At 40.7% G+C, this 22,169-nt stretch carries 17 protein-coding genes and 2 pseudogenes; 17 read left to right on the top strand and 2 right to left on the bottom strand.

The window, feature by feature from the left end; translation table 11 throughout:
* Positions 1–119: 119 nt before the first annotated feature.
* A pseudogene (locus L2764_RS06320) lies at positions 120–423 on the bottom strand (IS630 family transposase); the annotation flags it as partial.
* Positions 424–1,316: 893 nt separating this feature from the next.
* On the opposite strand from L2764_RS06320, the gene L2764_RS06315 reads away from it, so the two are divergent.
* The 5 genes from L2764_RS06315 (at position 1,317) to L2764_RS06295 (ending at position 6,723) form a co-directional block, all read left to right on the top strand.
* The gene (locus L2764_RS06315) at positions 1,317–2,555 is read left to right on the top strand and encodes an SGNH/GDSL hydrolase family protein (protein WP_248939383.1); all 1,239 of its coding nucleotides are present in this window, start codon (positions 1,317–1,319) and stop codon (positions 2,553–2,555) included.
* Between the two features lie 171 nt (positions 2,556–2,726).
* Positions 2,727–3,407, top strand: a complete 681-nt coding sequence (locus tag L2764_RS06310) for an SIMPL domain-containing protein (protein ID WP_248939382.1) — start codon at positions 2,727–2,729, stop codon at positions 3,405–3,407.
* A 413-nt stretch (positions 3,408–3,820) separates the two neighbouring features.
* Entirely contained in the window at positions 3,821–5,158 is a 1,338-nt protein-coding gene (locus L2764_RS06305; protein ID WP_248939381.1) for a Na+/H+ antiporter NhaC family protein, read from the top strand.
* Between the two features lie 100 nt (positions 5,159–5,258).
* The gene (locus L2764_RS06300; RefSeq protein ID WP_248939380.1) at positions 5,259–5,957 is read left to right on the top strand and encodes a hypothetical protein; all 699 of its coding nucleotides are present in this window, start codon (positions 5,259–5,261) and stop codon (positions 5,955–5,957) included.
* Positions 5,958–5,976: 19 nt separating this feature from the next.
* Positions 5,977–6,723, top strand: coding sequence for a pseudouridine synthase (locus tag L2764_RS06295; RefSeq protein ID WP_248939385.1), 747 nt, complete (start codon positions 5,977–5,979; stop codon positions 6,721–6,723).
* Positions 6,724–6,768: 45 nt separating this feature from the next.
* Here the strand turns inward: L2764_RS06295 and L2764_RS06290 are convergent, their stop codons facing one another.
* Positions 6,769–8,925, bottom strand: a complete 2,157-nt coding sequence (locus L2764_RS06290; protein ID WP_248939379.1) for a S46 family peptidase — start codon at positions 8,923–8,925, stop codon at positions 6,769–6,771.
* A 311-nt stretch (positions 8,926–9,236) separates the two neighbouring features.
* On the opposite strand from L2764_RS06290, the gene L2764_RS06285 reads away from it, so the two are divergent.
* From L2764_RS06285 to L2764_RS06230, 12 genes and pseudogenes are all read left to right on the top strand, one after another.
* Complete coding sequence (locus L2764_RS06285; RefSeq protein WP_248939378.1) at positions 9,237–9,596, top strand: NADH-quinone oxidoreductase subunit A; 360 nt, start codon at positions 9,237–9,239, stop codon at positions 9,594–9,596.
* Positions 9,593–10,156: pseudogene (locus tag L2764_RS06280) on the top strand (NADH-quinone oxidoreductase subunit B); the annotation flags it as partial. The gene L2764_RS06285 and the pseudogene L2764_RS06280, both read left to right, overlap by 4 nt.
* Positions 10,157–10,260: 104 nt before the next feature.
* Entirely contained in the window at positions 10,261–12,003 is a 1,743-nt protein-coding gene (gene nuoD, locus L2764_RS06275) for an NADH dehydrogenase (quinone) subunit D (protein WP_248939377.1), read from the top strand.
* A 25-nt stretch (positions 12,004–12,028) separates the two neighbouring features.
* Positions 12,029–12,571 (top strand): NADH-quinone oxidoreductase subunit NuoE family protein, encoded by a 543-nt coding sequence (locus L2764_RS06270; protein ID WP_248939376.1) that lies wholly within the window; start codon positions 12,029–12,031, stop codon positions 12,569–12,571.
* On the top strand, positions 12,571–13,875 hold the full coding sequence (gene nuoF / locus L2764_RS06265) for an NADH-quinone oxidoreductase subunit NuoF (RefSeq protein ID WP_248939375.1): 1,305 nt from the start codon (positions 12,571–12,573) through the stop codon (positions 13,873–13,875). The genes L2764_RS06270 and nuoF overlap by 1 nt, the downstream gene beginning before the upstream one ends.
* On the top strand, positions 13,875–16,220 hold the full coding sequence (locus L2764_RS06260; RefSeq protein ID WP_248939374.1) for a molybdopterin-dependent oxidoreductase: 2,346 nt from the start codon (positions 13,875–13,877) through the stop codon (positions 16,218–16,220). The genes nuoF and L2764_RS06260 overlap by 1 nt, the downstream gene beginning before the upstream one ends.
* Before the next feature lie 4 nt (positions 16,221–16,224).
* Positions 16,225–17,208: an NADH-quinone oxidoreductase subunit NuoH gene (gene nuoH, locus L2764_RS06255; RefSeq protein ID WP_248939373.1), complete on the top strand. Its 984-nt coding sequence runs from the start codon at positions 16,225–16,227 to the stop codon at positions 17,206–17,208.
* Positions 17,209–17,251: 43 nt separating this feature from the next.
* Positions 17,252–17,779 carry an NADH-quinone oxidoreductase subunit NuoI gene (gene nuoI / locus L2764_RS06250; protein WP_248939372.1) on the top strand — a complete coding sequence of 176 codons (528 nt, stop codon included), beginning with the start codon at positions 17,252–17,254 and terminating at the stop codon, positions 17,777–17,779.
* Between the two features lie 110 nt (positions 17,780–17,889).
* Entirely contained in the window at positions 17,890–18,420 is a 531-nt protein-coding gene (locus L2764_RS06245) for an NADH-quinone oxidoreductase subunit J family protein (protein ID WP_248939371.1), read from the top strand.
* Positions 18,417–18,716, top strand: coding sequence for an NADH-quinone oxidoreductase subunit NuoK (gene nuoK, locus L2764_RS06240; RefSeq protein WP_248939370.1), 300 nt, complete (start codon positions 18,417–18,419; stop codon positions 18,714–18,716). The genes L2764_RS06245 and nuoK overlap by 4 nt, the downstream gene beginning before the upstream one ends.
* A 26-nt stretch (positions 18,717–18,742) precedes the next feature.
* Positions 18,743–20,647, top strand: coding sequence for an NADH-quinone oxidoreductase subunit L (nuoL, locus tag L2764_RS06235; protein ID WP_248939369.1), 1,905 nt, complete (start codon positions 18,743–18,745; stop codon positions 20,645–20,647).
* 14 nt (positions 20,648–20,661) lie between these two features.
* Positions 20,662–22,155, top strand: coding sequence for a complex I subunit 4 family protein (locus L2764_RS06230; protein WP_248939368.1), 1,494 nt, complete (start codon positions 20,662–20,664; stop codon positions 22,153–22,155).
* Positions 22,156–22,169 lie beyond the last annotated feature (14 nt).

Below are 22,169 nucleotides of genomic sequence, written 5' to 3'. Positions count from 1 at the left end.
AGAACGGGTTTCTTCAACAACGGTAAGGTGTTCGATCAGGGTCATTGGGTTACCTCTCAGAAAGTGAGGTGCGATTAGATCACAGTAATTCAGCAGATTCAATCTTTGTTAGCAAAGTGCGATCCCGCCCTGGGGCATACTGCGCCATATAGATGTACAGATTCAAATTGCTGCGCTATGACAACCTGTGTTCTCGATCCTTTAGTTGCCCATATTCTTGTCGTGGTATTTTGTTGACCTATGCGAGCTTCATCTTGAAACCAATAATCCACATATTGTAATCCAACATGAACAGGTATATGAATAATGGTATTAAATGCTAACTTTTTTTAATTTCTCTTGAGCTTCTGGGGAGTACTTTGGATGTTTTGAACGAAAAGTGATCCAACGAAGAGCTAGCTCGAACAGTAATCGATAAACGTCATTTATAATTTAAATTTAATTATTAAAGGTAATACAAAAATAGAACTTTAAAAAAGTAGCACTCAAAATAAAAAGATCAAATATAAAATGCAAAATATTTAATACGAAAAAACAACAACAAACATATGTTCAATCAACAAATTAAAAACCTCATTGTTTCTCGATGTAATGAGAAACATCTACATACACACCCTCAATAGAATATACCATTCAAGAGATTAAAGAAGCTAAAGATGCAATAATATTTATTGCTGATATATCAGATGAAGAAGATATTCATGAATCGACAAACTCCCCCCTCATTCTCCGACAACAAAAACATAAATGGAAACAACTCAAACTTATATGAATTAAGTTCAATCACAAATAGAGAACAAGCTTTTAAACAGCTATATATCATTTTAAATTACTTTAAAATAAACGAACCTCATAGCACTATTTCATTCTTACTTATAAAGTGTATTCGATTGGGGTCGTTTACCACTTCCTGAACTGTTAAAAGAGTAGTTTAAAGATGGTCAGGAATCAATCGATAATATATTTAATTTAGCAGGATTAAATGATATCGATAATAATTCATCTTCTTCAACATCCTCAACTGACAATAATCCTACTCAAAAAAGCAATAAAAGCCCAAGGATCTTTGATTGAAGTCAATATCAACATCTAAGCAACCAATGATTAACAACATAAGCATCCTAGGAAACAAATGCAGAACATTAGCACCTGTTAATTTAGTTAAATATGAATATTGTTAATTAGTTATTGCCAAGCAACCTCAATTGATCAACAAATACATCAGGCACCCTAACAACAGGGGTGCAAAGCAATGAATTAAAAATACGTTGCAACAACAATAATAACGCTCTGAGTAACAACAATTGGAATGAACAATGAAAAAATATTCTTTATTAGCGGCATTAGTGCTGCCTATGTTTACGTATGCTGACTACACTGAATTATCTGATAAAAAAATCGAAAAACTACAAGATGATGAAACGATTACTTATGTTAGGTGCTGGTATCGACCTCATGATAATCATGATCAATCAGCTACTGATTGGGAATGGGCATTAAATGATGATGGGAGCTATTATAAGCTCTCAGGTTATTGGTACTCTAGTACCTCGTGGAAAAACATGTTTTACACAGAAACAACAACTAACACCATTGAAGAACGCTGTGAAAAAACCTTAGACACCGATTTTGAAGCCGCCGATATTACTTTTTTTGCCGCTGACTCGCGCTTTTCTTATAATCATACTATTTGGACAAATGATATAAGTGAAAATGATGATGATAATAGCAAAATTAATAAGCTCGTTAGCTTTGGTGACAGTATTTCTGATACGGGTAATATTTATAATGGTTCCCAATGGATATTTCCAAATGATCACTCATGGTTTTTAGGGCACTTTTCCAATGGACTCATATGGACAGAATATCTCGCCGAACATAAAGACTTACCCGTATACACTTGGGCTATTGGTGGCGCTGAAGGAGAGGATGCCTATGTGGTATTAACTGGAATAGGCGGACAAATCGAATCTTACTTAGAATATATGCAATTATCTAAAAATTATGACCCTAAAGACACCTTAGTCACATTTGAATTCGGTTTAAACGATTTTGTTAATGATGATCGCACTGTTGCCGATGTAAGTGCTGATTTCACTGATGCGCTTGAAACATTGGTTGAAAATGGTATTGAAAACATGGTAATTCTTAATTTACCTGATGCCACACAGGCGCCTCAGTTTAAATATAATACCGATGGCACAACCGAAGAAATCCGTGAGAAACTCATCGAATTCAATGAATTTATTGAAACTGAAGTTGCCAGCTATCAGGCACAAGGGTTTAATTTTGTCCTCTATGATACCAGTACATTATTTGACAATATCATTGAATCCCCCGAAAACTACGGTCTACGTAACGCAACAGACTCATGTTTAGATATAAATCGCAGCTCATCAATTGATTACTTACAAACTCATGCATTACGTTCCGATTGTTCAACTTATGGCTCTGATAGCTATCTTTTCTGGGGAGTAACACATCCTACAACTAAGACCCACAGTATCATTGCTGAAGACATTATCGAAACAGCCTTATCAAGTTTTGCTTTTTAACCGCTAATGTCCCTTTTAGCTTAAAGATGGGCATGTTACTCCATGCCCATCTTTTATACTCGTAAGTACTAAAGAGCCATGTCATTTTGGGCACCTTATTTTTCATTTTCAAGAACTGCTAGTATTAAATACAGTCCAACAGATAATCTCGTATTAAATAAGGCATTAAACATGAAAAAACACCTTCGTTTACTTTCCACTATATGCATCATAACCTCAACATCGGTTATCGCAGAGCCTTTAAATTACAACCTGTACCATATATCCACCATAGCAAGAACAGACGTCAGCAATGATATAATGAAAGTCACTCTCTTAGCCTCGAGTCAATCTCAAGATGCTGCTCAAGCTAATGATAAAGTCAATAAACAAATGGCTTCAGCATTAAAATCGCTCAGTAAAACCGATGAGATAAAATATGCAACGACAAATTATCAAACACGCCCTATTTATAAAGATCAACAAATTGTTGCTTGGAAAACATCACAACAGCTCGAATTAACCAGTAAAAATATGCCTTCATTAACGCAAGAAATCGGCCAGTTACAAAATAAGCTCAATATTACCGCCATCGGATTTGAAATTAGCCCATTTGTCAGGCAAGAAACACAAAACCAACTTTCTGTTGATGCATTGAACCAATTTAAACAACAAGCGGAACTCATTCAAAAAAATATGGGCGCCAGTGACTTTCAAATAGTTACAGTCAATATCAATACAGGTAATCAGCACGCTTCCTATCCACGTACTCTGATGAAATCTGAAATGGCATTATCAACCCCTGTCGTCAAAGGTGGCACTAGTACCGTAAATGTCGAAGCCTCAGGGCAAATTCAATTAATGTTTAATTGATAGGTAAGCACAATATATCCACGCCAATTATACATATCTAAACACTTTGAAAATGCAAACCCCACTTTGCATTTTCACATTGGCTTGTACGCAATAAGCATTACTTGATGATGAATAGACACTAATCATAATTAAAACCCACGATATGACTACGACATAAATTCATTAAACTACAAATTAATGTTGTTTTATATGAGTCAATAAATAATTATTTATCATATTGTTAAGTCTGAATTTTAATATACAGCCTATTTAGCAGTAAAAACATCTAGACGTCTAAATTGACAGCTGTATCACAATTGCATATCCTGACCAAAATAAGACAGTCATTTAGCGTCATTAGTCTGCTAGTGTCAGAGATAACAACCTTTCTCAGTCCAGTAGTCAATGCACCATATAGAAGAGTACTAACATTGACAACTTCAACACAGATCTCAGACAATAAGTCTACTCCATCCTTTATCGCATTACTGCCACTGTTTCTATTTCTCAGCCTGTTTATTGGTGCAGGTGTCTATTTTCAAAGCCAAGGCGTTGAATTTGCCTTTTACCAGTTACCCAGTGTCGTCGCCATATTACCCGCGATTATTTTTGCCATCATCATTTCCAAACAAAAACTCAATCAATCAATCAACACCTTTTTAGCGGGCATTGGCCACAGCAACATTATCGCTATGTGTATTATTTATTTATTGGCTGGCGCATTTGCTGCTGTCGCTAAAGCAACGGGAGGCGTCGATGCAACCGTTGCTTTAGGTTTATCTTTAGTCCCTTCCAACTTACTCTTGCCTGGTTTTTTTGTTATTGCCGCTTTTATTGCGACGGCAATGGGCACATCAATGGGTACCATTGCAGCTGTTGCGCCTATTGCACTCGGCGTGGCCAATGAAGCCCATATTGAGTTACCTTTAATGGCTGGGGCAGTGATCTCAGGAGCATTATTTGGAGACAACCTATCGATCATTTCTGATACCACCATCGCAGCCACACGGACTCAAGGTTGTGAGATGCGAGATAAATTTAAAGAAAACTTAATTTTTGCAATTCCAGCGTCTTTAATAACATTAATCCTATTTATCGTTGCAGGCCAAGGGCAAGCTCAAGTCACACCTCAAGAAATAGATTTTATTAAAGTCATCCCTTATTTGACGATCCTCGTTCTTGCTGTTATGGGCTTAAATGTCTTCTTAGTCCTTACCGTCGGGATCATACTGGCTGGGATGGCAGGCCTCTTGACGATGGATTACTCTGTCATTCAATTCGGGCAAGATATCTATACCGGTTTTAGTAACATGCAAGAGATCTTTATCTTATCGATGCTTGTTGGTGGACTCGCTGCACTGATGCAGCAACAAGGTGGGCTCATCTTTATCAGTTTAAAAATTGAATCCCTCATTGCACGTTTCTCTAAGTCAAAAGACGGACGATCACGCCGAGCATCAGAACTCGGAATAGCCAGCATAGTAACAGCAACAAATGCCTGTGTTGCCAATAATACTGTTTCGATTGTTGTCACTGGCGACATCGCAAAAGATTTAGCCAATAAACATGGCGTCAGTCCAAAGCGTTCTGCCAGTATATTAGATATTTTTTCTTGTATCGTTCAAGGTATTATTCCATACGGTGCCCAAGCTTTACTGGCAGCCTCTATTTTTGCTTTATCACCATTAGAAGTAGTGACACACGCATGGTATTGCATGATCTTAGCCGTGGTTGCTGTCACTATTGTTATCTTTCGTAAAAGAATCTAATCAATTTTCAAAATCAGACCCACTACGAATCATTAAACCAAAGTAAAGAAGTGCATTGTATGCACTTCTTTACGCGTTATATTTGGAAAATAATCACCAGATGAATAATGTCAATCCACTTCAACCATTACAGTATGACCTCCACCGTTTTCTCATGTATATGCTTATCATCGGCGCTGTGTGTATTTTCTGTGGGATCAGCATTGCATTATGGGCACAATACCAGTCCAATGGTTCATCCGTTTTCTTTTATCGCTCTGATTTACTGGGCAACTACTCTCACTCTCCTTACGCTTTTATCTACAATATAGCCCTCATGTTGGCAGGCTTTTTTATTCTCATTGCCATGTTGGCACTTTACTTTATCAAGCTCAGTCATATTAGCTTATTAATTTCTCTGGCTGGCGCATGGCTTGGGATCTCGCTCTTTTTTATGGGTATATTTCCGGTAAACTATTTACAGTTACACCATATAGCGACATTCAGTTATTTATTAAGCACCTTAATGCTTTACTTCTTTACCCTTACGGCCCGCTCTAGTCATTCCTATTTATGTACCTATCCAGTACTCTTTTTCAGTGGTATCGGATTTATTGTAGCCTTAATTTTACTGTTAAGTCTCAATTGGCAAGCGCTAACTTTTCCGTCATGCAAGCATTCAAATGAACAAGCCTGTTGGATTTTACTCATGGTATGGCTAAGGCCTGTCATCTTACTCGCGTGGTGTTTTTCTTTAGGTTTCAGTGTTAAACACATCATAAAAACAAGCACTCAATCCCCAATCGGTCATGATTTATAATAGAGGCATTTAAGTGAAAATAAGGTTAGCTCAATATCTTGCCATGACAGGGTTATGTTCTAGGCGAGCCGCCACTCGATATATACGAGATGGGCGAATAATGTTTAATGCGAGATTAGCTAATCATACTGATGCAGTGATACTCATTAAGCAAAACGATCCTAAAAAAGCACCATTAATAGATGATGTTATTTTATGTGATAATCAAGCCATCCCAAATATTGAAACAAAAAGCTATTGGTTGTTTCATAAAGCGGTCGGCACGGACTCACGTTTACTTAAAGACGATCCGAATAGTTTACTGCACCTTTTACCTACATCCCCTCGCCTCTATCCCGTTGGCCGGCTTGATAAAGACTCCAGAGGATTATTATTATTAACCAATGATGGTGCGTTAACACATCAACTTTCACATCCCGATTTTGGGCATAAAAAAGCCTATCATGTGCAACTCAGCAAGCCCTTTAACGATGCCTTTATAATATCTATGGCCAGTGGTGTGCATTATAAAGGCATCGTAACCTTACCCTGTCAAATAAATAGACTCGACTCCACAAAGTTTGAAATTATTTTAACGCAAGGACTTAATCGTCAAATTCGCCGTATGTCACAAGCATTAGGCTATCATGTTATCGATTTAAAAAGGGTCTCAATACAAGGGCTATCTTTGGGGAATTTACCTGAAGGTGAAAAAAGACAATTAACCCAAGAAGAAAGAAGCTGTCTCACTAACTTGCTCTCCTTAAACAAATCTGACTCACAGTAAAAAGGAGTGAGTCAATCTTCTCACTCCTTTATTCTTGACATTGAATTAGTGCACAATATCCATTTCAGCCAACAAATTATCAGCATTGTCCACGTACTTCATCACCCATAGCATATAGCGACTATCAACTTGAATTGACCTATTATTCTGAGGGTTATAATTCCAATCACCTATGATACTTTCATAAACACCATCAAATAACAGCCCGACTAATTCAGCGCGGCCATTTAACGTCGGAGAACCTGAATTTCCGCCGGTGGTATCTAATGTTGATAAGAAATTAACCGGAACCGAATTGACCGCCTCAACATAAAAGTCACCGTACTGCTTTTTCTTAATAAGCGCTAACTCTTTCTCTGGTGCATCAAAGGGGGCAATCCCAGTATTTTTTTGTACAATCCCTTCTAAACGAGTAAAAGGCTCAGCATATAACCCATCTTCTGGAGAATAACCTTTAACATAACCCACGCTCACTCGTAAACTAGAATTTGCATCTGCATAAATAGGCTTACCTTGGGCACGGTAATAAGCAATCAATGCCGCCATATATTGGGGACGTACTTTCATTAATTCACCCGTTAATTGTTTTTCTTTACTCTCCTGCGTCATATCACTTTCATACATAGCAACGGCAAATTGAATAAAAGGATCGTTCGATGCTTTAAACTCATCAATCGATTTATTCATCCAAGATAAGCGGGTGGCTTCATCTCCCAATTGTGTTTTTGCATACATATTATCCAGCGTTTGCTGAACCGATTTAGCATCAAAACCCGCTTTTATGCCAAAAAACGTATCCAATGCGCTAATATGTTCATTTTCAGGTAATTGTGAATAGCGCTGTAATAAATCAAATAATAATGCTTTGTCTACACTGGCTGCATAGCGGCGATCAATACGCTCTAACTGAGATTTAAATTCAGGTATATCACGCAATTGATAACCCGGCTCCCTATCGATATCCGCTAATTTTTTCTCATTCGCTAAACGATAAAGCTGACGAGCCGTAGGCACCATAGCGGTATAATCCATATACCCAAGGATCATCTTACGAGCTTGATTTTCTTGAGACTCAACAACCAAAGCATCTAATTGAGTTAGACTATCAGAAAAAGTCGCATTGTTTTTCGCATCCACTTTAATCCAAGTCGACAACGCTTGCTCACCTTGCTCTTTATCCGCTAACATCCCTGACTTGCCATAAAACTCAATCATAGAAGTGTAGTTTTTGGCATAATTTGCCAGTCCCGCAATCAAGCTTTCATATTTAATACGCTCATCCGTGCCAGATGGTGCCGTTTGCTTAATAATATCGATAAAACGCTCCCTCAGCATTTTAGCTTCAGGATAAGACCACTCAAACGTATTTTGGATCTCATTAGCCGTACGGTATCTATTCGTTCTTCCGGGATAACCCGCCACCATCACAAAATCATCTTTACTAACGCCTTTCGCTGACACTTTTAAGAAACTTTTAGGCTCATAGGGAACATTATCCACACTGAAATCGGCAGGCTTACCGTCTTTAGAGACATAAGCTCGATAAAATGAAAAATCGCCAGTATGGCGAGGCCACATCCAGTTATCAATGTCTCCGCCATATTTACCCACACTGGCTGCAGGATTATAAACTAAACGCACATCGCGTATAGCCAATTGCTTGACTAAGTAATATTCTAAACCACCATGAAAGCTATACACTTGACAGCGATAGCTTTTATCTATTTCACAGGCTGAAATTAATGCTTTTTCTCTTTGCTCAATACCTTGATAAAAAGCCTTCCCTTTTAGCTCCATGAGTCCATGTTTAATCTTATCCGTCACTTCAACCGCAGATTCAGTGACATAAACACGCGATCCAGGTGTCGCCGCAAGCTCATCTTGATACGTTTTAGCTAAAAAGCCGTTTTTAAGCAGATTATTCTCGGGTGTAGAATTATATTGTATTGAACCATAAGCACAGTGATGATTGGTCACCACCAAACCTTTTGGAGAAACAAAAGATGCTGTGCATCCTCCTAAGCTAATAACAGCATTCATGGGGTATTCAGTGAGAGTTGAAATATTCTCTGCATCGATTTCCAATCCCTTTGCCTTTAACTCATCAGCCATAGCGGGTAATTGATAAGGCTGCCACATTCCTTCATCGGCTTGCACCGAAAAACAGCCGACAAGCATGGTCATTAAAAACATTTTTTTCATTATATATCATCCATTTTTTTACTTTTATTCCTGATATTGAACAGAGTTAATCTTCATTAGAAGAGCTATTTTCTTTCCATTAACAGCTTTCTTCATCAGATTAAACTCAATCCTTTACGACTAAACCTTATCATAATTGTGTTCTTTAAATAACAATTCAAGAACCATATTGACACATTAAGATGTGTAAAATAGTCGTATTGAACATATCTATTCATGATAATGATGATAAAAACACATTTGGAAAGTGCGCTTTAACACTCTATGTTCTACAGTTGGAATATGAGAATGCTCCCAAAACGGCCTTGTCCATGACTCATTCGACCCCAGAGATCTTTTTATTGATTTTTGCGATTGTTGCTATGGCCATTGCCATACTCTTGCTTTCGCTCAATAGACTTATCGCAGGCAAACCTTTGCCTCGCGAACAAGAAGTGCCGTTTGAGTGCGGACTCAACCCCACGACAAGCCCATCCAAATCTCTTTCTATCAATTATTTTTTAGTGGCAAGTGCCTTCCTTATTTTCGAACTCGAAACCGCCATATTGTGGCCATGGGCGGTAAATTACTGGGAGTTGGGCATGGGAGGAATGATTTCAGCCGTCAGTTTCATGATTATTTTATTACTCGGTCTATTTTACCTATTAGCCAAAAGAGCCTTATCAATATGAGTAAAAATATTCCCATTCACCAAGATCTTAGCCCATTAGATAAACAATCCCCCCCCTCACCCACTAAAAATGGGGCGATGGGAACAGTATTAGCCGAATTAGATAATGTTATCGCTTGGAGTCGAAAGTCCTCTTTATGGCCCTATAATTTTGGCACCTCTTGTTGTTTTGTTGAAATGATGTCAGCCATGACATCCCGTTATGATATGTCTCGCTTTGGCGCTGAAGTTATTCGAGGCTCACCAAGACAGAGCGATGTATTGATTACCTCTGGCACCATTTTTTGTAAAGTCGCCCCCTTAATAAAACGCCTACACGAACAAATGTTAGAACCTAAATGGGTGATATCCATGGGCTCTTGTTCCAATTCTGGCGGTATGTATGACATCTACAGTGTTGTACAAGGACTCGATACCTTTATCCCTGTCGATATCTATGTGCCAGGCTGTCCTCCACATCCTGAAGCACTACTGCAAGGACTTAATCTACTCCAAGATCATGTACAAAATAATCCTAAAAGCATTTTCACTCGAGACAGAAAACCCTTAGGTCTCATTGTTGAATGAGTGGTATCAGTACAATAAATATAAACATCATTAGCAGGCGGGACCTTTCAGTATAAAAAATCATTTGCCCTAGCGCCTTAATTGAGAAATAAAGCCAGATGAAAACAAACACTGATAAAAAACAACAACACTCTTTAGAACTCAGCTTACTCGAAGATTTTAATGCTGAGCTCATTCTCTCGGTATCCGCTAACCTACCCAGTTTTAAGGTCGCCATTGCCGATCTCATTCCTATACTCAAATACCTCAAAGGGCAATCTCCAGTCAAATACGAAATGCTATTTGATATCTCCGCTATTGATGAATCTGAACGCTCAGATGATGGCTATTGTGTGTTTTACCATCTAATCTCTTTAACCGCTAACCGTGATATTTGCATTCGCGTTTATTTGAAAGACGACGCGCAAACAATACCGAGTATCACGTCAATTTGGCCATCGGCTAACTGGTATGAGCGCGAGATTTGGGACATGTTTGGCCTCACTTTTTCGGATCATCCTAATCTCACCCGATTATTAATGCCCGAATATTGGCAAGGACATCCCTTACGCAAAGATTACTCTTTTTATGCCACCAAAATGCCTCCTCCGTTTGATCTTGATAGTGAAGATTACGCCAACATAATGGAAAGCTATCAAATTCCCGATAATCGACGGCCTGATGAAGAAGATACCATGCTGCTCAATATCGGCCCGAATCATCCTGGAACCCACGGTATTGTTCGTCTAATGACAAAACTTCGCGGAGAGACGTTACTCGAAATTACCCCCGAAATAGGGTACCACCATAGAGGCGTTGAAAAATTAGCTGAACGACATACTTACCATAATTACATCCCCTATACCGATCGCGTTGATTATTTAGGCGGTGTTGCAGGAGAACTCCCCTACCTCTTAGCCATTGAACAACTCATTGGTAGCCATGTCCCTGAACGTGCGACTGTCATTCGAGTCATGCTCACAGAATTTTTTCGTCTCTCGAGTCATCTCGTTTGGATAGGTAGCTTTGGCCATGACTTAGGGGCCATTAGCCCTGCTTTTTATTGTTTTAAAGTACGTGAAGAAATTTTTGATTTCATCGAGCTTGTCACCGGAGCTCGCATGCATCCGGCTTTTTTTCGAGTCGGAGGTGTCAGCCAAGATATGCCCGACGGCTGGCAAGTATTAGCCCAAAAAGCCTGCGATAGCATGGAACAATGTTTACCTGAATTAGAAAAACTGACTATCAAAAGTCTTATTTTTCAAAATCGTACTCGAGATATTGGCATTATCAGCCGAGAACAAGCCATCGATTGGGGTTTTACCGGACCCAATCTACGCGCATCAGGGCTTGCATGGGATCTTCGCCGCACACGACCTTATTGCGATTATGACACTTATGATTTTAACATCCCCACCGCTCAACATAATGACTGCTTCACTCGTATCGACATTCGCCTACAAGAAATCACTGAAACGTTAAAAATCATCAGGCAAGCGATCGCTAGGTTAACAGTCATGCCTATTGGACCCGTTCAGGACATGGACTGCAATGATTATGCCTTTCCTCGTAAACAAAACACATTACAAGATATTGAAACCTTAATTCATCATTTTATCGATACTGGCCGGGGGCTTAACATGCCAAAAGGCGAGACTTTCTTTGCCACCGAAACCTCTAAAGGAATGACTGGCTATCATATCTTTAGTGAAGGTAAATCCAGTCCCTATCGCCTTCGAGTGAGAACCCCTTCGATCCCTCACTTTCAATCTGTTAAAGCCGTATGTGAAGGTGAACAAATAGGTAATTTAGTCGCTTACATTAGCTCCATCGACTATGTTTTATCAGATCTGGACCGATGAATTAAAAATAAAAAAGGATGCTTCTATGTTCACACCAGATGAGTTGACGCACTTAAAACAACATGTAAACCATTATCCTGAGCCCCGTGCTGGGGCGATTTACTGTCTCTATGCCGTACAAGATAAAGTAGGCCATATCAATGATAAAGGTATCGAAATAGTCACAGAGCTCACCGGACTGTCTAAAACACAACAAGAAGAGCTCATCTCTTTTTACACCCTATTAAGGCGCCGACCCATTGGGCGTAATGTGCTTAGGATCTGTGACAGTATCTCTTGCCATGTCATGGGCAGTAAAGCCATCTTAGATGCCGCCATTAAACAAACAGGCGTCCCCATTGGAGAGATCAGTAAAGACGGTTCAGTCACCGTACTGCCGAGTATTTGCTTAGGTTTGTGTAATAAAGCCCCCGCGGCCTTATTAAATGAAATGGATGAAGTCGAAAATTTAAATGTACATTCTATCAATGAGTATTTAAACAAACTCAGCGAAAAGCCACACGATCTGAATAACAAAGGTAGCGGTTCAAACATTATCGCCACGTCAGGACGGGAAAATAACAGCTAATGGATAAAATTCTCAGTCGTAATTTTCATCATCCGCACCCTCTTAATATCGATGAATATCAACAAGCGGGAGGATATCGTTCTTTAGACAGTATTATTGGACAGCCGCGAAAAGAATTATTGGCCACACTCAAAAATTCAGGGTTGCGTGGCTGTGGAGGAGCCGGATTTTCAACGGGATTAAAATGGAGCTTTAAAGCCCCCGATGCGCCCCACCCTGTTTATTTAGTCGTCAACCTCGATGAAGCTGAGCCCGGTTCCTTTAAAGACAGACAAGTTCTGTATCGCGATCCCCATACCATCATAGAGGGGGTCATTGCCTCAAGTTATATACTTGAGGCAGACAAGGCTTTTATTTTCATTCGAGGCGAGTACCGTAAAGGCGCTCAAGGGTTAGAAGCCGCAGTCAACGAAGCAAAAGCCGCAGGTCTACTGGGTTATAATATTCGTAATTCCGGCTGGAACCTTGAGATTGATGTGCACTTAAGTGCTGGGCGTTATATTTGCGGTGAAGAAACCGCCCTACTCAATGCCATTGAAGGCTACCGTGCCAACCCAAGAGCTAAGCCACCTTTCCCTATTGCTAAAGGACTCTGGGGAAGCCCGACTATTGTCAATAATGTTGAAACCATTTGCCATGTGCCCTTCATTTTACATAAAGGGATAGAGTGGTTTCAAAATCAAGGCACCAATGGCGCGTATGGAAGCCACATTTTTCAAGTATCCGGACCCGTTAAAAACCCAGGCTTTTTTGAACTCCCCTTAGGGACCACCGCAAGAGAAATTATTTATGAACATGCGGGCGGATTATTGGAAGGAAGAGAATTAATTGGTTTTCTTCCCGGCGGCGCCTCAACCCAGTTTATGTTACCCAAAGATTTGGACATTCCCATGCATTGGGATGGTCCGCCTACCGTTGGCGCCCGATTAGGAACAGGCGGGATCATCGTCATGGATGATAGCCTTTGCCCAATCGATTTTATGATTAATCTCATGCAATTTTTCACCCGAGAGTCTTGTGGATTTTGCACCCCCTGCCGTGATGGTCTACCTTTTGTTAAATATCAATTAGAAAAATTTGAAACGGGTGAAGCAGACATGACTGACATTGATACCTTACGTGAGTTATGCGACATCATTTACCCTAATACTTTTTGTGCTTTCGCGCCGGGAGCGTTAATGCCAATAAAATCAGGCATGGATAAGTTCGAAACACTGTTCCACCAGCATATCGACAATCACGGTTGCACTCACCCTTCACACACGCCCTCAACTGACGCGATAAATAATAAGGTTGATTGCTAATGGGCAAGTTCTATATTGATGATCAAGAAGTCAACTTCGAACCCGGACAAAATGTCTTACAAGCTGCATTAAAAGCGGGCATTAATGCCCCTTACTTTTGCTATCACGAAGCTCTGGGATCGGCCGGGGCTTGCCGCATGTGTACCATGGAGCTAGAGCCCACCAAAGAAGGAGAAAACTCAAGACTCGTGGTGACTTGCTTACAAGCTGCACAAGATGGTCAGCGATACCGTTTAAATAAAGGCATAGGCGATCATGTGCGTCAAGGCGTGGTTGAATATTACATGACTCGCCACCCCCATGACTGCCCCGTTTGCGATGAAGCGGGCGATTGTCAATTACAAGATATGACCATTCTTTCTCATCACACTTATCGACGCTTTAAAGGTGCCAAGCGCACTTACATGGATCAACCCATGGGCCCGTTAATTTATAATACGGCTAATCGTTGTATTACCTGCTATCGCTGTACTCGCTTCTATCAAGATTATGCATTAGGGGACGATTTTGGCGTGTATGCCTCAGGCAATAGAACGACGTTTAGACGCTCTGAAGAAGGCCACTTTGACAGCCCTTTTTCGGGGAATTTAATCGATGTCTGCCCAACAGGTACCTTTACCGATAAAGTCTTCAGGCGTAAATTTAGCCGCACATGGCAACTAGAAAAAAACGAATCCATATGTGGCCATTGCTCTGTCGGTTGCCATACAGAACCTGGTGGCAGAGACAATAGCTTACGCCGCGTCCACCCTTTTCCAAATACTAAAGTGAATGCCCACTTCATCTGTGACAGAGGCCGTTTCGGAGAACATTTCAGTGAAGCCAATGACAGGCCTTTATCGGCCCAAATAAATGGCGTCGTGGTTGATAATCAAAAAGCACTCGATCACATCAAAGACATACTCACAAAATCAGCGGGTAGAATAGGGATATTAAGCAGTCCTGATGAAGATGTATCCTGCCATTATGCCCTCGCCAACATTGCAGAGCATTTCAACGGACTCTTTAGCCCTTTTGTCATGCCCCAAACAGAAGATCGTACCGCAGCGGCGTTAGCACTCAGTCGTAACACACCCTCATTAACGGATATTGAAACGGCTGATGGTGCCATTATCGTTGGCGCATTAACTGAGACGGCCCCTATGATGGACTTGGCCGTACGTCAATTAATTAAAGCGGGAAAAACGGTGCATATGCTGCACGCCTCACCCACTTTACTGGCAGATATCGTCCGTAAACAGCACCCCGATCAAATTCATCAAGCCGCGCCCAAAAACTGGGCTCAGATTATTAGTAGCTTTGATGCTTCGCATGAAGCAGAAGAAATGGGACCCAATTTATTTGCCAATCTGGACACGGGAAAACGTATTATTATCCTTGGCGTTGCCGTTGAAATGGATATTGCCTCCATGCACGCCCTACATGATTTATGTCAAGCCTTCGAAAATAAACAACTCACGGTACAACTAGGCTTTGCACTCAATGGTGCCAATGCCACTGGCTCAGCCATGATAAGCGCTCAATATCCGTCAAAGCAGCTACTCGATGCCGTCAGGAAAAAAGAAATAGATACCTTAATGGTTTGCGGAGCCGATCCTTTCGGCTTCGGTGCGGCCGATTGGCTACCGGCAAGAGAACACATCAAACAACTAATTGTTTTTGATAATGTGAATTCGCCTACACTACAGATTGCCGATGTGATATTACCGCACGCCACTTGGTCTGAACGTCGCGGGATCAGCATTAATTATGAAGGGCGCATTCAAGGTTTTAATCATGCCTATCAGCGAGCTGGGACTCTCACTGCCGTTAACTTGGCCACCGCATTGATAGGGATTTCAGCCAATAATTTCTATGAACAGCAACATAATAATATAGAGACACTAACAGGGTTAAATGAACTCCACTATAATGGCTGTCAATGCTTAAATTTACATACTCAATTTGAAGGTCGCGCCGAAGCCAATCAAGTCTCTATCGATACCAATAAAGACAGTGTTCAAGTTGTTCGCCTCACTTGGCATGGGGGCAGTAATAAAGCCAGTTACGCGACCGCATTAGCCTCTATCAAGCCTTGGAAAGACAATATTATTTATTTACACCCTGATACGGCTAAACGACTGCAACTTAACGCTGAAACTAAGTTAAAACTAGGCAATCCAACCAATGCCAATGACAATCCCATCAACCGCTCTGGTATGGATCAGGCTTTTCCCATCATACTCAATGATAATGTCGCGGTAGACTGTCTCGCCTTAACCCGTACCACACTTCACCATGTCGGCCACTTAGTCAATGCGATTATTCCCATCGATAAACTCAGTATCATAGCAAAGGAAGGGTAAGCCAATGAATACTGAATTCTTTATTTACTGGATTGTGGCAATCATAGGTATGTTTATTACCTGTATCGTCTTAGTCTTAGCCGCCGGTTATATGGTCTTTTTAGAGCGACGAGGACTTGCCTTATTTCAAGATCGTTATGGGCCTAATCGCGTCGGTCCTTTCGGGTTATTACAACCCATCGCCGATGCATTAAAATTACTGACTAAAGAATTTTTTACTCCCCACTTTGCCGATAGATGGCTCTACATGCTAGCACCTCGTCTAGTCGTTTTCGCTGTGTTAGTGAGTTTTACCGTTATTCCATTAGCCCCTGGAATATCATGGGCTTCAGGTTTAAATATCGGTTTATTGCTGATATTAGCCTTAAGCTCATTACATATTTATGGTGTCTTTCTTGGTGGTTGGGCATCCCACAGTCAATACTCCCAACTCGGCTCTATACGCACCATTGCCCAGCTGATTAGTTATGAATTGGCCATGGGGCTGTCGTTATTAGGAGTCGTCATTTTAGCGGGATCCTTTAGCATCGATGACATCATTAAAGCACAAACTATTCCTTACATTTTTTTGCAACCCATCGGTTTTGTAATCTTTTTTTTAGCCGGGATCGCCGAGACGCATCGACTCCCATTCGACATGCCTGAAGCCGAAAATGAACTCGCTGCAGGCTACAATACCGAATATGGTGGTATGGCCTTTGCCATGTTCTTTTTGGGTGAATATCTCGGAATTATTTTAATTAGCGCACTCACGACAGTATTGTTTCTCGGAGGTTGGCATGGCCCATTTGTTGAAGATTGGCCTTGGCTTGGGGCAGTATGGTTATTACTAAAAGTCGCCTGTATTTTATTCTTTTTTGTGTGGATGCGGGCAAGTGTGCCACGAACCCGCTATGATCAATTGATGAACTTTGGTTGGAAATATCTGCTGCCTTTAAGCTTGCTCAATGTCATTGCCACAGCATTAATTTGTAGCTTTTGGTTATGACCTTGATAACGGCCTATCTTGATAAAGACCAAAAGAGGGGATCATGTATAAATTAATTCAAGAAATCTTTGGTGGATTTATCGTCACTTTAAAACATGCATTTCGTCCTAGAGACACCATTCAATACCCTGAACAAAGAAAAGCACGCAGTGAACGTTTTCGAGGCCGGATCGTGCTCACCAAAGATCCTGACGGTCAGGAAAGATGTGTATCTTGCTATTTATGTTCATCTGTTTGCCCTGTAGATTGCATCGATATACAAGGTACTGAAGATGAAAATGAACGTCGATATCCAGCAAAATTCGATATTAACTTTAGTCGCTGTATTCTCTGTGGCCTGTGCGAAGAAGCATGCCCGACATTAGCCATTCAACTCACCCAAGATTATGAGTTTTGTAGCACCAATAGAGAAAAATTACTGTACCACAAAGAAGATTTACTCATCGATGGAACGGGTAAACATCCTGACTACAGTTTTTATCATCATGCTGGTGTTCCCATAAAAGGTAAAGCCATAGGCGATAACCCTGATGAACAAAAACCTGTTGATGTTTATACTAATTTACCTTAGCAGTCATCAATGACAATCCGAATTTAAGACCATAGACCTAATACAAACAGCGTCAAAGAAATGTAGACCCATATTTCAAGATTAATACAAACAACATAATGGATATGAATATGGAAATCATCATCTGGAATATTATTTTTTATCTCAGTAGTGGTATTGTTTTAGGCGCATCCATCGCACTTATTTTTGTCAAACAAGCGATGCATGGTGCCGTATATCTGATTATCTCCCTGTTAGCACTCGCCATCGATTTTTATCTACTGGGTTCACCATTACTGGCTGTTTTGCAAGTTATTTTATATATTGGCGCTATCATGATCCTCTATGTTTTTTTCATCATGATCAATCCTCAGAACCCAAACTCTCAAATACAGCGCCCCGATCTCACCTTACCTTTAATACTGTTACTCGCCTTAGTAATTGAAACCACATATTTACTACTTGCGAGTCAACTTAATACACAAGCGATCCCCATCACTGTATTAGATCCTAAAGCATTAGGTATCGCGCTTTTTGGCCATTATAAAATTGCCGTAGAAGTGGTATCCAGTTTATTACTCGTCGCCCTCATTGCCGTGATGTACCTAGCTAAACCTTTCATGCCACCAAAATCCAAACCGACACTAGGTAAAAATAAATGAATCTTTCCATTTGCGTCAGTCTATCTCTTTTTTTGTTTTTTATTGGTTTAACCGTTGTGCTAGTCAGAAAAGAATTTCTTTTTATTTTAATGGGAATGGAAATTATGTTTAACGGCGCGGCATTGACCGCCGTCATTGGTGCCCAACATTGGCAAGACCCGTTTGGACAAGTATTAACACTCTTTATTATGATCATCGCAGGTGTCGAATTAACCGTCTCTTTACTCATAGTCATGCACTGTTACCGAACATTAAAAATTAGCAACATTGATGAATTAAAACAATTGCATGATTAATCTCATAAATTATCAAGGGCATAGATATGAATAGTCTGATCTGGTTAATCCCAGGAGCGCCACTCATTGGTGCAGGCTTTATTATACTCTTTGGCAGTCTAATCTCGGCGCAAATCTGTGCCCGAATGGCCGCTTTAATGGTGCTAATTTCTGCAACTTTAGTCCTCAGCCTTTGGGTTGAATTATTAGGGCAAGCTAACACCACGGTCCCTAATGCCATTTTATATCATCAAGCGCTTTTTTCTTGGATGTCGATTGGTGATTGGAAAGTCGATTTATCATTAACCGTCGATAAAATCAGTCTTATAATGATGACTGTCGCCAGTAGTGTGGGGTTTTTAATCCATCTATTTTCAATCAATTTCATGAAAGACGAACAAGGCGAAAGACGCTACTTTTTTTATCTCAATCTCTTCATTTTCGGTATGTTAAGTTTTGTCATGGCCCACGATCTCATCTTGCTTTATCTCGGCTGGGAAGTCATGGGATTGTGCTCCTATGCACTTGTTGCTTTCTATTACCAAAAGTCTCATTATGCCTATTGTGGTAGAAAAGCCTTTGTGGTGACACGCATAGGAGATACGGCCCTAGCGATTGCCATTATGGTCATTTTTGCTAACTTTCACTCCATTGAATTACCCCAAATTGCCACGCTGATTGATGCACAGCAAATTAACCCCATAAGCCTAACACTCATTGGTGGTTTGCTCATCATTGCCGCCATCGCTAAATCCGCTCAATTTCCCTTACATGTGTGGCTACCCGATGCCATGACAGGTCCAAGTACCGTATCGGCTCTCATCCATGCTGCAACGATGGTCACTGCAGGGGTTTACCTACTGATACGTTTTCACCCCTTATTTGATCAGCTACCCGATTTACAACTCATTATTGCCTTTATTGGTTGCCTCACGGCTTTTTTCGCCGCATCAGCAGCACTGTCGCAAAACGATTTAAAAAAAATACTGGCTTATTCAACCATTAGTCAAATCGGCTACATGTTCGCCGCCGTCGGCGTAGGCGCTTACGGATTTGCCTTATTTCATCTGATTGTTCACGCTTGTTTCAAAGCCCTACTCTTTATGAGCAGTGGCGTGATCATTAAAGCTTATAATGAAGAACATGATATTCGAAAAATGGGCGGTTTAGGCCAAAAAATGCCTTTTCTGCGTTATATCTATCTAATTGGATCATTGACACTCGCCGCCTTACCCTTTGTAACTGCAAGCTATTACAGTAAGGACCCCATCATTGCTGCGACCTATACACAAGACTTCGGCTTTTACTTAACAGCGCTTGCACTCCTAGGCGCGTTGATGACGGGCCTTTATTCAATGCGCATGTATCTCATGATTTTTTCAGGCACTCCTCGTAGTGAAATACATCCTTACGCCATGAGTATTGGCATGAAATTACCCTTAACTATTTTAGCTTTTTTAAGCATAACCATTGGGTTTATTCAAACCCCTTGGAGTTGGGGACCTGAGCTTCTCATTCCTTGGTTAGCAAGCGATCTCGGCCTTCCTCATCTTCCTCACGGTGCCATTGACGTTACCATTAACCTGCTCGGTATTGCTGCCAGTCTTATCGGCATTGGCCTTGCCTGCTACTTAACGCCCAAAGAGCTCAAACATCAACAAGGTCTGGGAAATGTCGCATTTTTGAATCAAGCTTGGTATATCGATGCGTTATCCATGAAATGGATTGTGACACCTTATTACTACCTTTGTTCTTTGTGTCGCGTTTTTATTGAAAAAGTTGTTTTTTTCCACGTCATTGAATCATCAATAACAGGCATGCTTATCACTGGACATCGCAGCTTGAGCCGCTCTCAAGCGGGATTGATTACTCGTTATTTATATTTTATTTGCTTTGGTGCCATTGGGTTGTTGGCCTATATCTTAATGACCATTTACCCTATACATGCATAAAGTAGAGTGCTAAAATGTTGAATACTATAATATTTACCCCCTTCATTGCTGCGATTGTCATTGCAATCTTTGCTCATCAAAAAAACGGCATTGCTAGAATAGCGAGCCTCAGCATTTGTACGCTAACATTTTTCTTCATATTAGGTATTGCCTTTTCACTTAGTGATATCATTTCAACGGTTACCGTTTCTCGCCCCTGGATACAAAGCTTAGGAATAACCTATCAACTGGCACTCGATGGATTTAGCCTTGTCATGATCTTAGTATCAACCTTTATTGCAATGATGTCAGTATTGGTTGCATGGCAAAGCATTCATCGTTGGGATATTTTTGGTCCCTTATTATTAATGACCTTAAGCGGACTATTAGGGGTATTTCTTGCTCGAGATATGATTTTATTTTATGTATTTTGGGAGGTAATGCTGATCCCTTTATATTTTATGTTAACCCAATGGGGGAGCCAACAGAGTCATCATGCTGCTACCCGTTTCTTGCTCTACACCATCACCGCCTCTTTATTCATGTTAATCGGGATCATTTGTTTATACATTCAAGTCGGACGTGACACTGGCGTGTATAGCTTTGCCTTTACCCATCTACTAGCCGCCCCCTTATCGGATAATAGTTTGTGGATTTTTCTGGCACTATTCATTGGTTTTGCGGTAAAAGTCCCCCTATTCCCTCTCCACCTTTGGGCTCCAGACACCTATAAAGAAGCTCATCCGGCAGTCACCATTTTGCTCTCAGGCGCCATGGCCAATGCTGGCGTTTATGGTATTTTGCGCATTTGCACCTTTGTGTCCCCCTTAAGCCTTACCACTTTATCTAACACTATTATGGGGCTTGCAGCAACGGGTGCTATCTATACTGGGCTCATCGCGTATCAGCAAAATAATCTCCGCTCAGTCGCAGCTTATTCCAGTATCAGCCATATGAATTTGGCCATCATGGCGATTTTTGCGATGCAACTACAAGCGATTAATGGCTCCATGCTACAACTGGTTGCTCATGCACTGTCAATTACGGGTATTTTTGCCATTATTGCCATGTTAGCCGCGAGAGGATTTGATGGTGAACTCGATGAAATGGGGGGATTATTCAAGCCCATGCCTAAATTAGGGGCGATGTTATTATTCTTTTTTATTGCCAGTGCTGGTTTACCTGGTCTAGGTAACTTTGCCAGTGAAATATTGATTTTAGTTGGAAGCTATCAAACTTCACCATTATGGGCAGCCTTTGCTGCAATCAGCATTGTCATCGGTATCGCTTATTTTTTACGTTGCTATGAACGCGCCATGTTAGGCCCAATCATCACCTCTTCCATTGAGCCAGACAATAAAACACACACTCACCTAAGCGACTTACATTGGCGTGAAATGACATTACTTTCATTACTCGTCATCGCTATTTTATGGCTGGGTATATCACCTGATACTTTCTTGCAGCCGCTTCATAACGCCGTGACCCATATTATTGAATATAACGTCAACGCATTAAGAGGCCACTAAGTATGCACTTAACT

The organism is Shewanella surugensis, assembly GCF_023284005.1.
In the GTDB taxonomy this organism is placed as follows: domain Bacteria; phylum Pseudomonadota; class Gammaproteobacteria; order Enterobacterales; family Shewanellaceae; genus Shewanella; species Shewanella surugensis.
Note: the sequence above shows the minus strand (reverse complement) of the source record. Positions and strands in the feature narration are given on the sequence as shown.

Bases quoted from the DNA above. Each gene is read 5' to 3' on its own strand.
- L2764_RS06315 (WP_248939383.1), top strand. From the start codon at position 1,317: ATGAAAAAATATTCTTTATTAGCGGCATTAGTGCTGCCTATGTTTACG.
- L2764_RS06310 (WP_248939382.1), top strand. From the start codon at position 2,727: ATGAAAAAACACCTTCGTTTACTTTCCACTATATGCATCATAACCTCA.
- L2764_RS06300 (WP_248939380.1), top strand. From the start codon at position 5,259: ATGAATAATGTCAATCCACTTCAACCATTACAGTATGACCTCCACCGT.
- L2764_RS06290 (WP_248939379.1), bottom strand. From the start codon at position 8,925: ATGAAAAAAATGTTTTTAATGACCATGCTTGTCGGCTGTTTTTCGGTG.
- L2764_RS06285 (WP_248939378.1), top strand. From the start codon at position 9,237: ATGACTCATTCGACCCCAGAGATCTTTTTATTGATTTTTGCGATTGTT.
- nuoD (WP_248939377.1), top strand. From the start codon at position 10,261: ATGAAAACAAACACTGATAAAAAACAACAACACTCTTTAGAACTCAGC.
- L2764_RS06270 (WP_248939376.1), top strand. From the start codon at position 12,029: ATGTTCACACCAGATGAGTTGACGCACTTAAAACAACATGTAAACCAT.
- nuoF (WP_248939375.1), top strand. From the start codon at position 12,571: ATGGATAAAATTCTCAGTCGTAATTTTCATCATCCGCACCCTCTTAAT.
- L2764_RS06260 (WP_248939374.1), top strand. From the start codon at position 13,875: ATGGGCAAGTTCTATATTGATGATCAAGAAGTCAACTTCGAACCCGGA.
- nuoH (WP_248939373.1), top strand. From the start codon at position 16,225: ATGAATACTGAATTCTTTATTTACTGGATTGTGGCAATCATAGGTATG.
- nuoI (WP_248939372.1), top strand. From the start codon at position 17,252: ATGTATAAATTAATTCAAGAAATCTTTGGTGGATTTATCGTCACTTTA.
- L2764_RS06245 (WP_248939371.1), top strand. From the start codon at position 17,890: ATGGAAATCATCATCTGGAATATTATTTTTTATCTCAGTAGTGGTATT.
- nuoK (WP_248939370.1), top strand. From the start codon at position 18,417: ATGAATCTTTCCATTTGCGTCAGTCTATCTCTTTTTTTGTTTTTTATT.
- nuoL (WP_248939369.1), top strand. From the start codon at position 18,743: ATGAATAGTCTGATCTGGTTAATCCCAGGAGCGCCACTCATTGGTGCA.
- L2764_RS06230 (WP_248939368.1), top strand. From the start codon at position 20,662: ATGTTGAATACTATAATATTTACCCCCTTCATTGCTGCGATTGTCATT.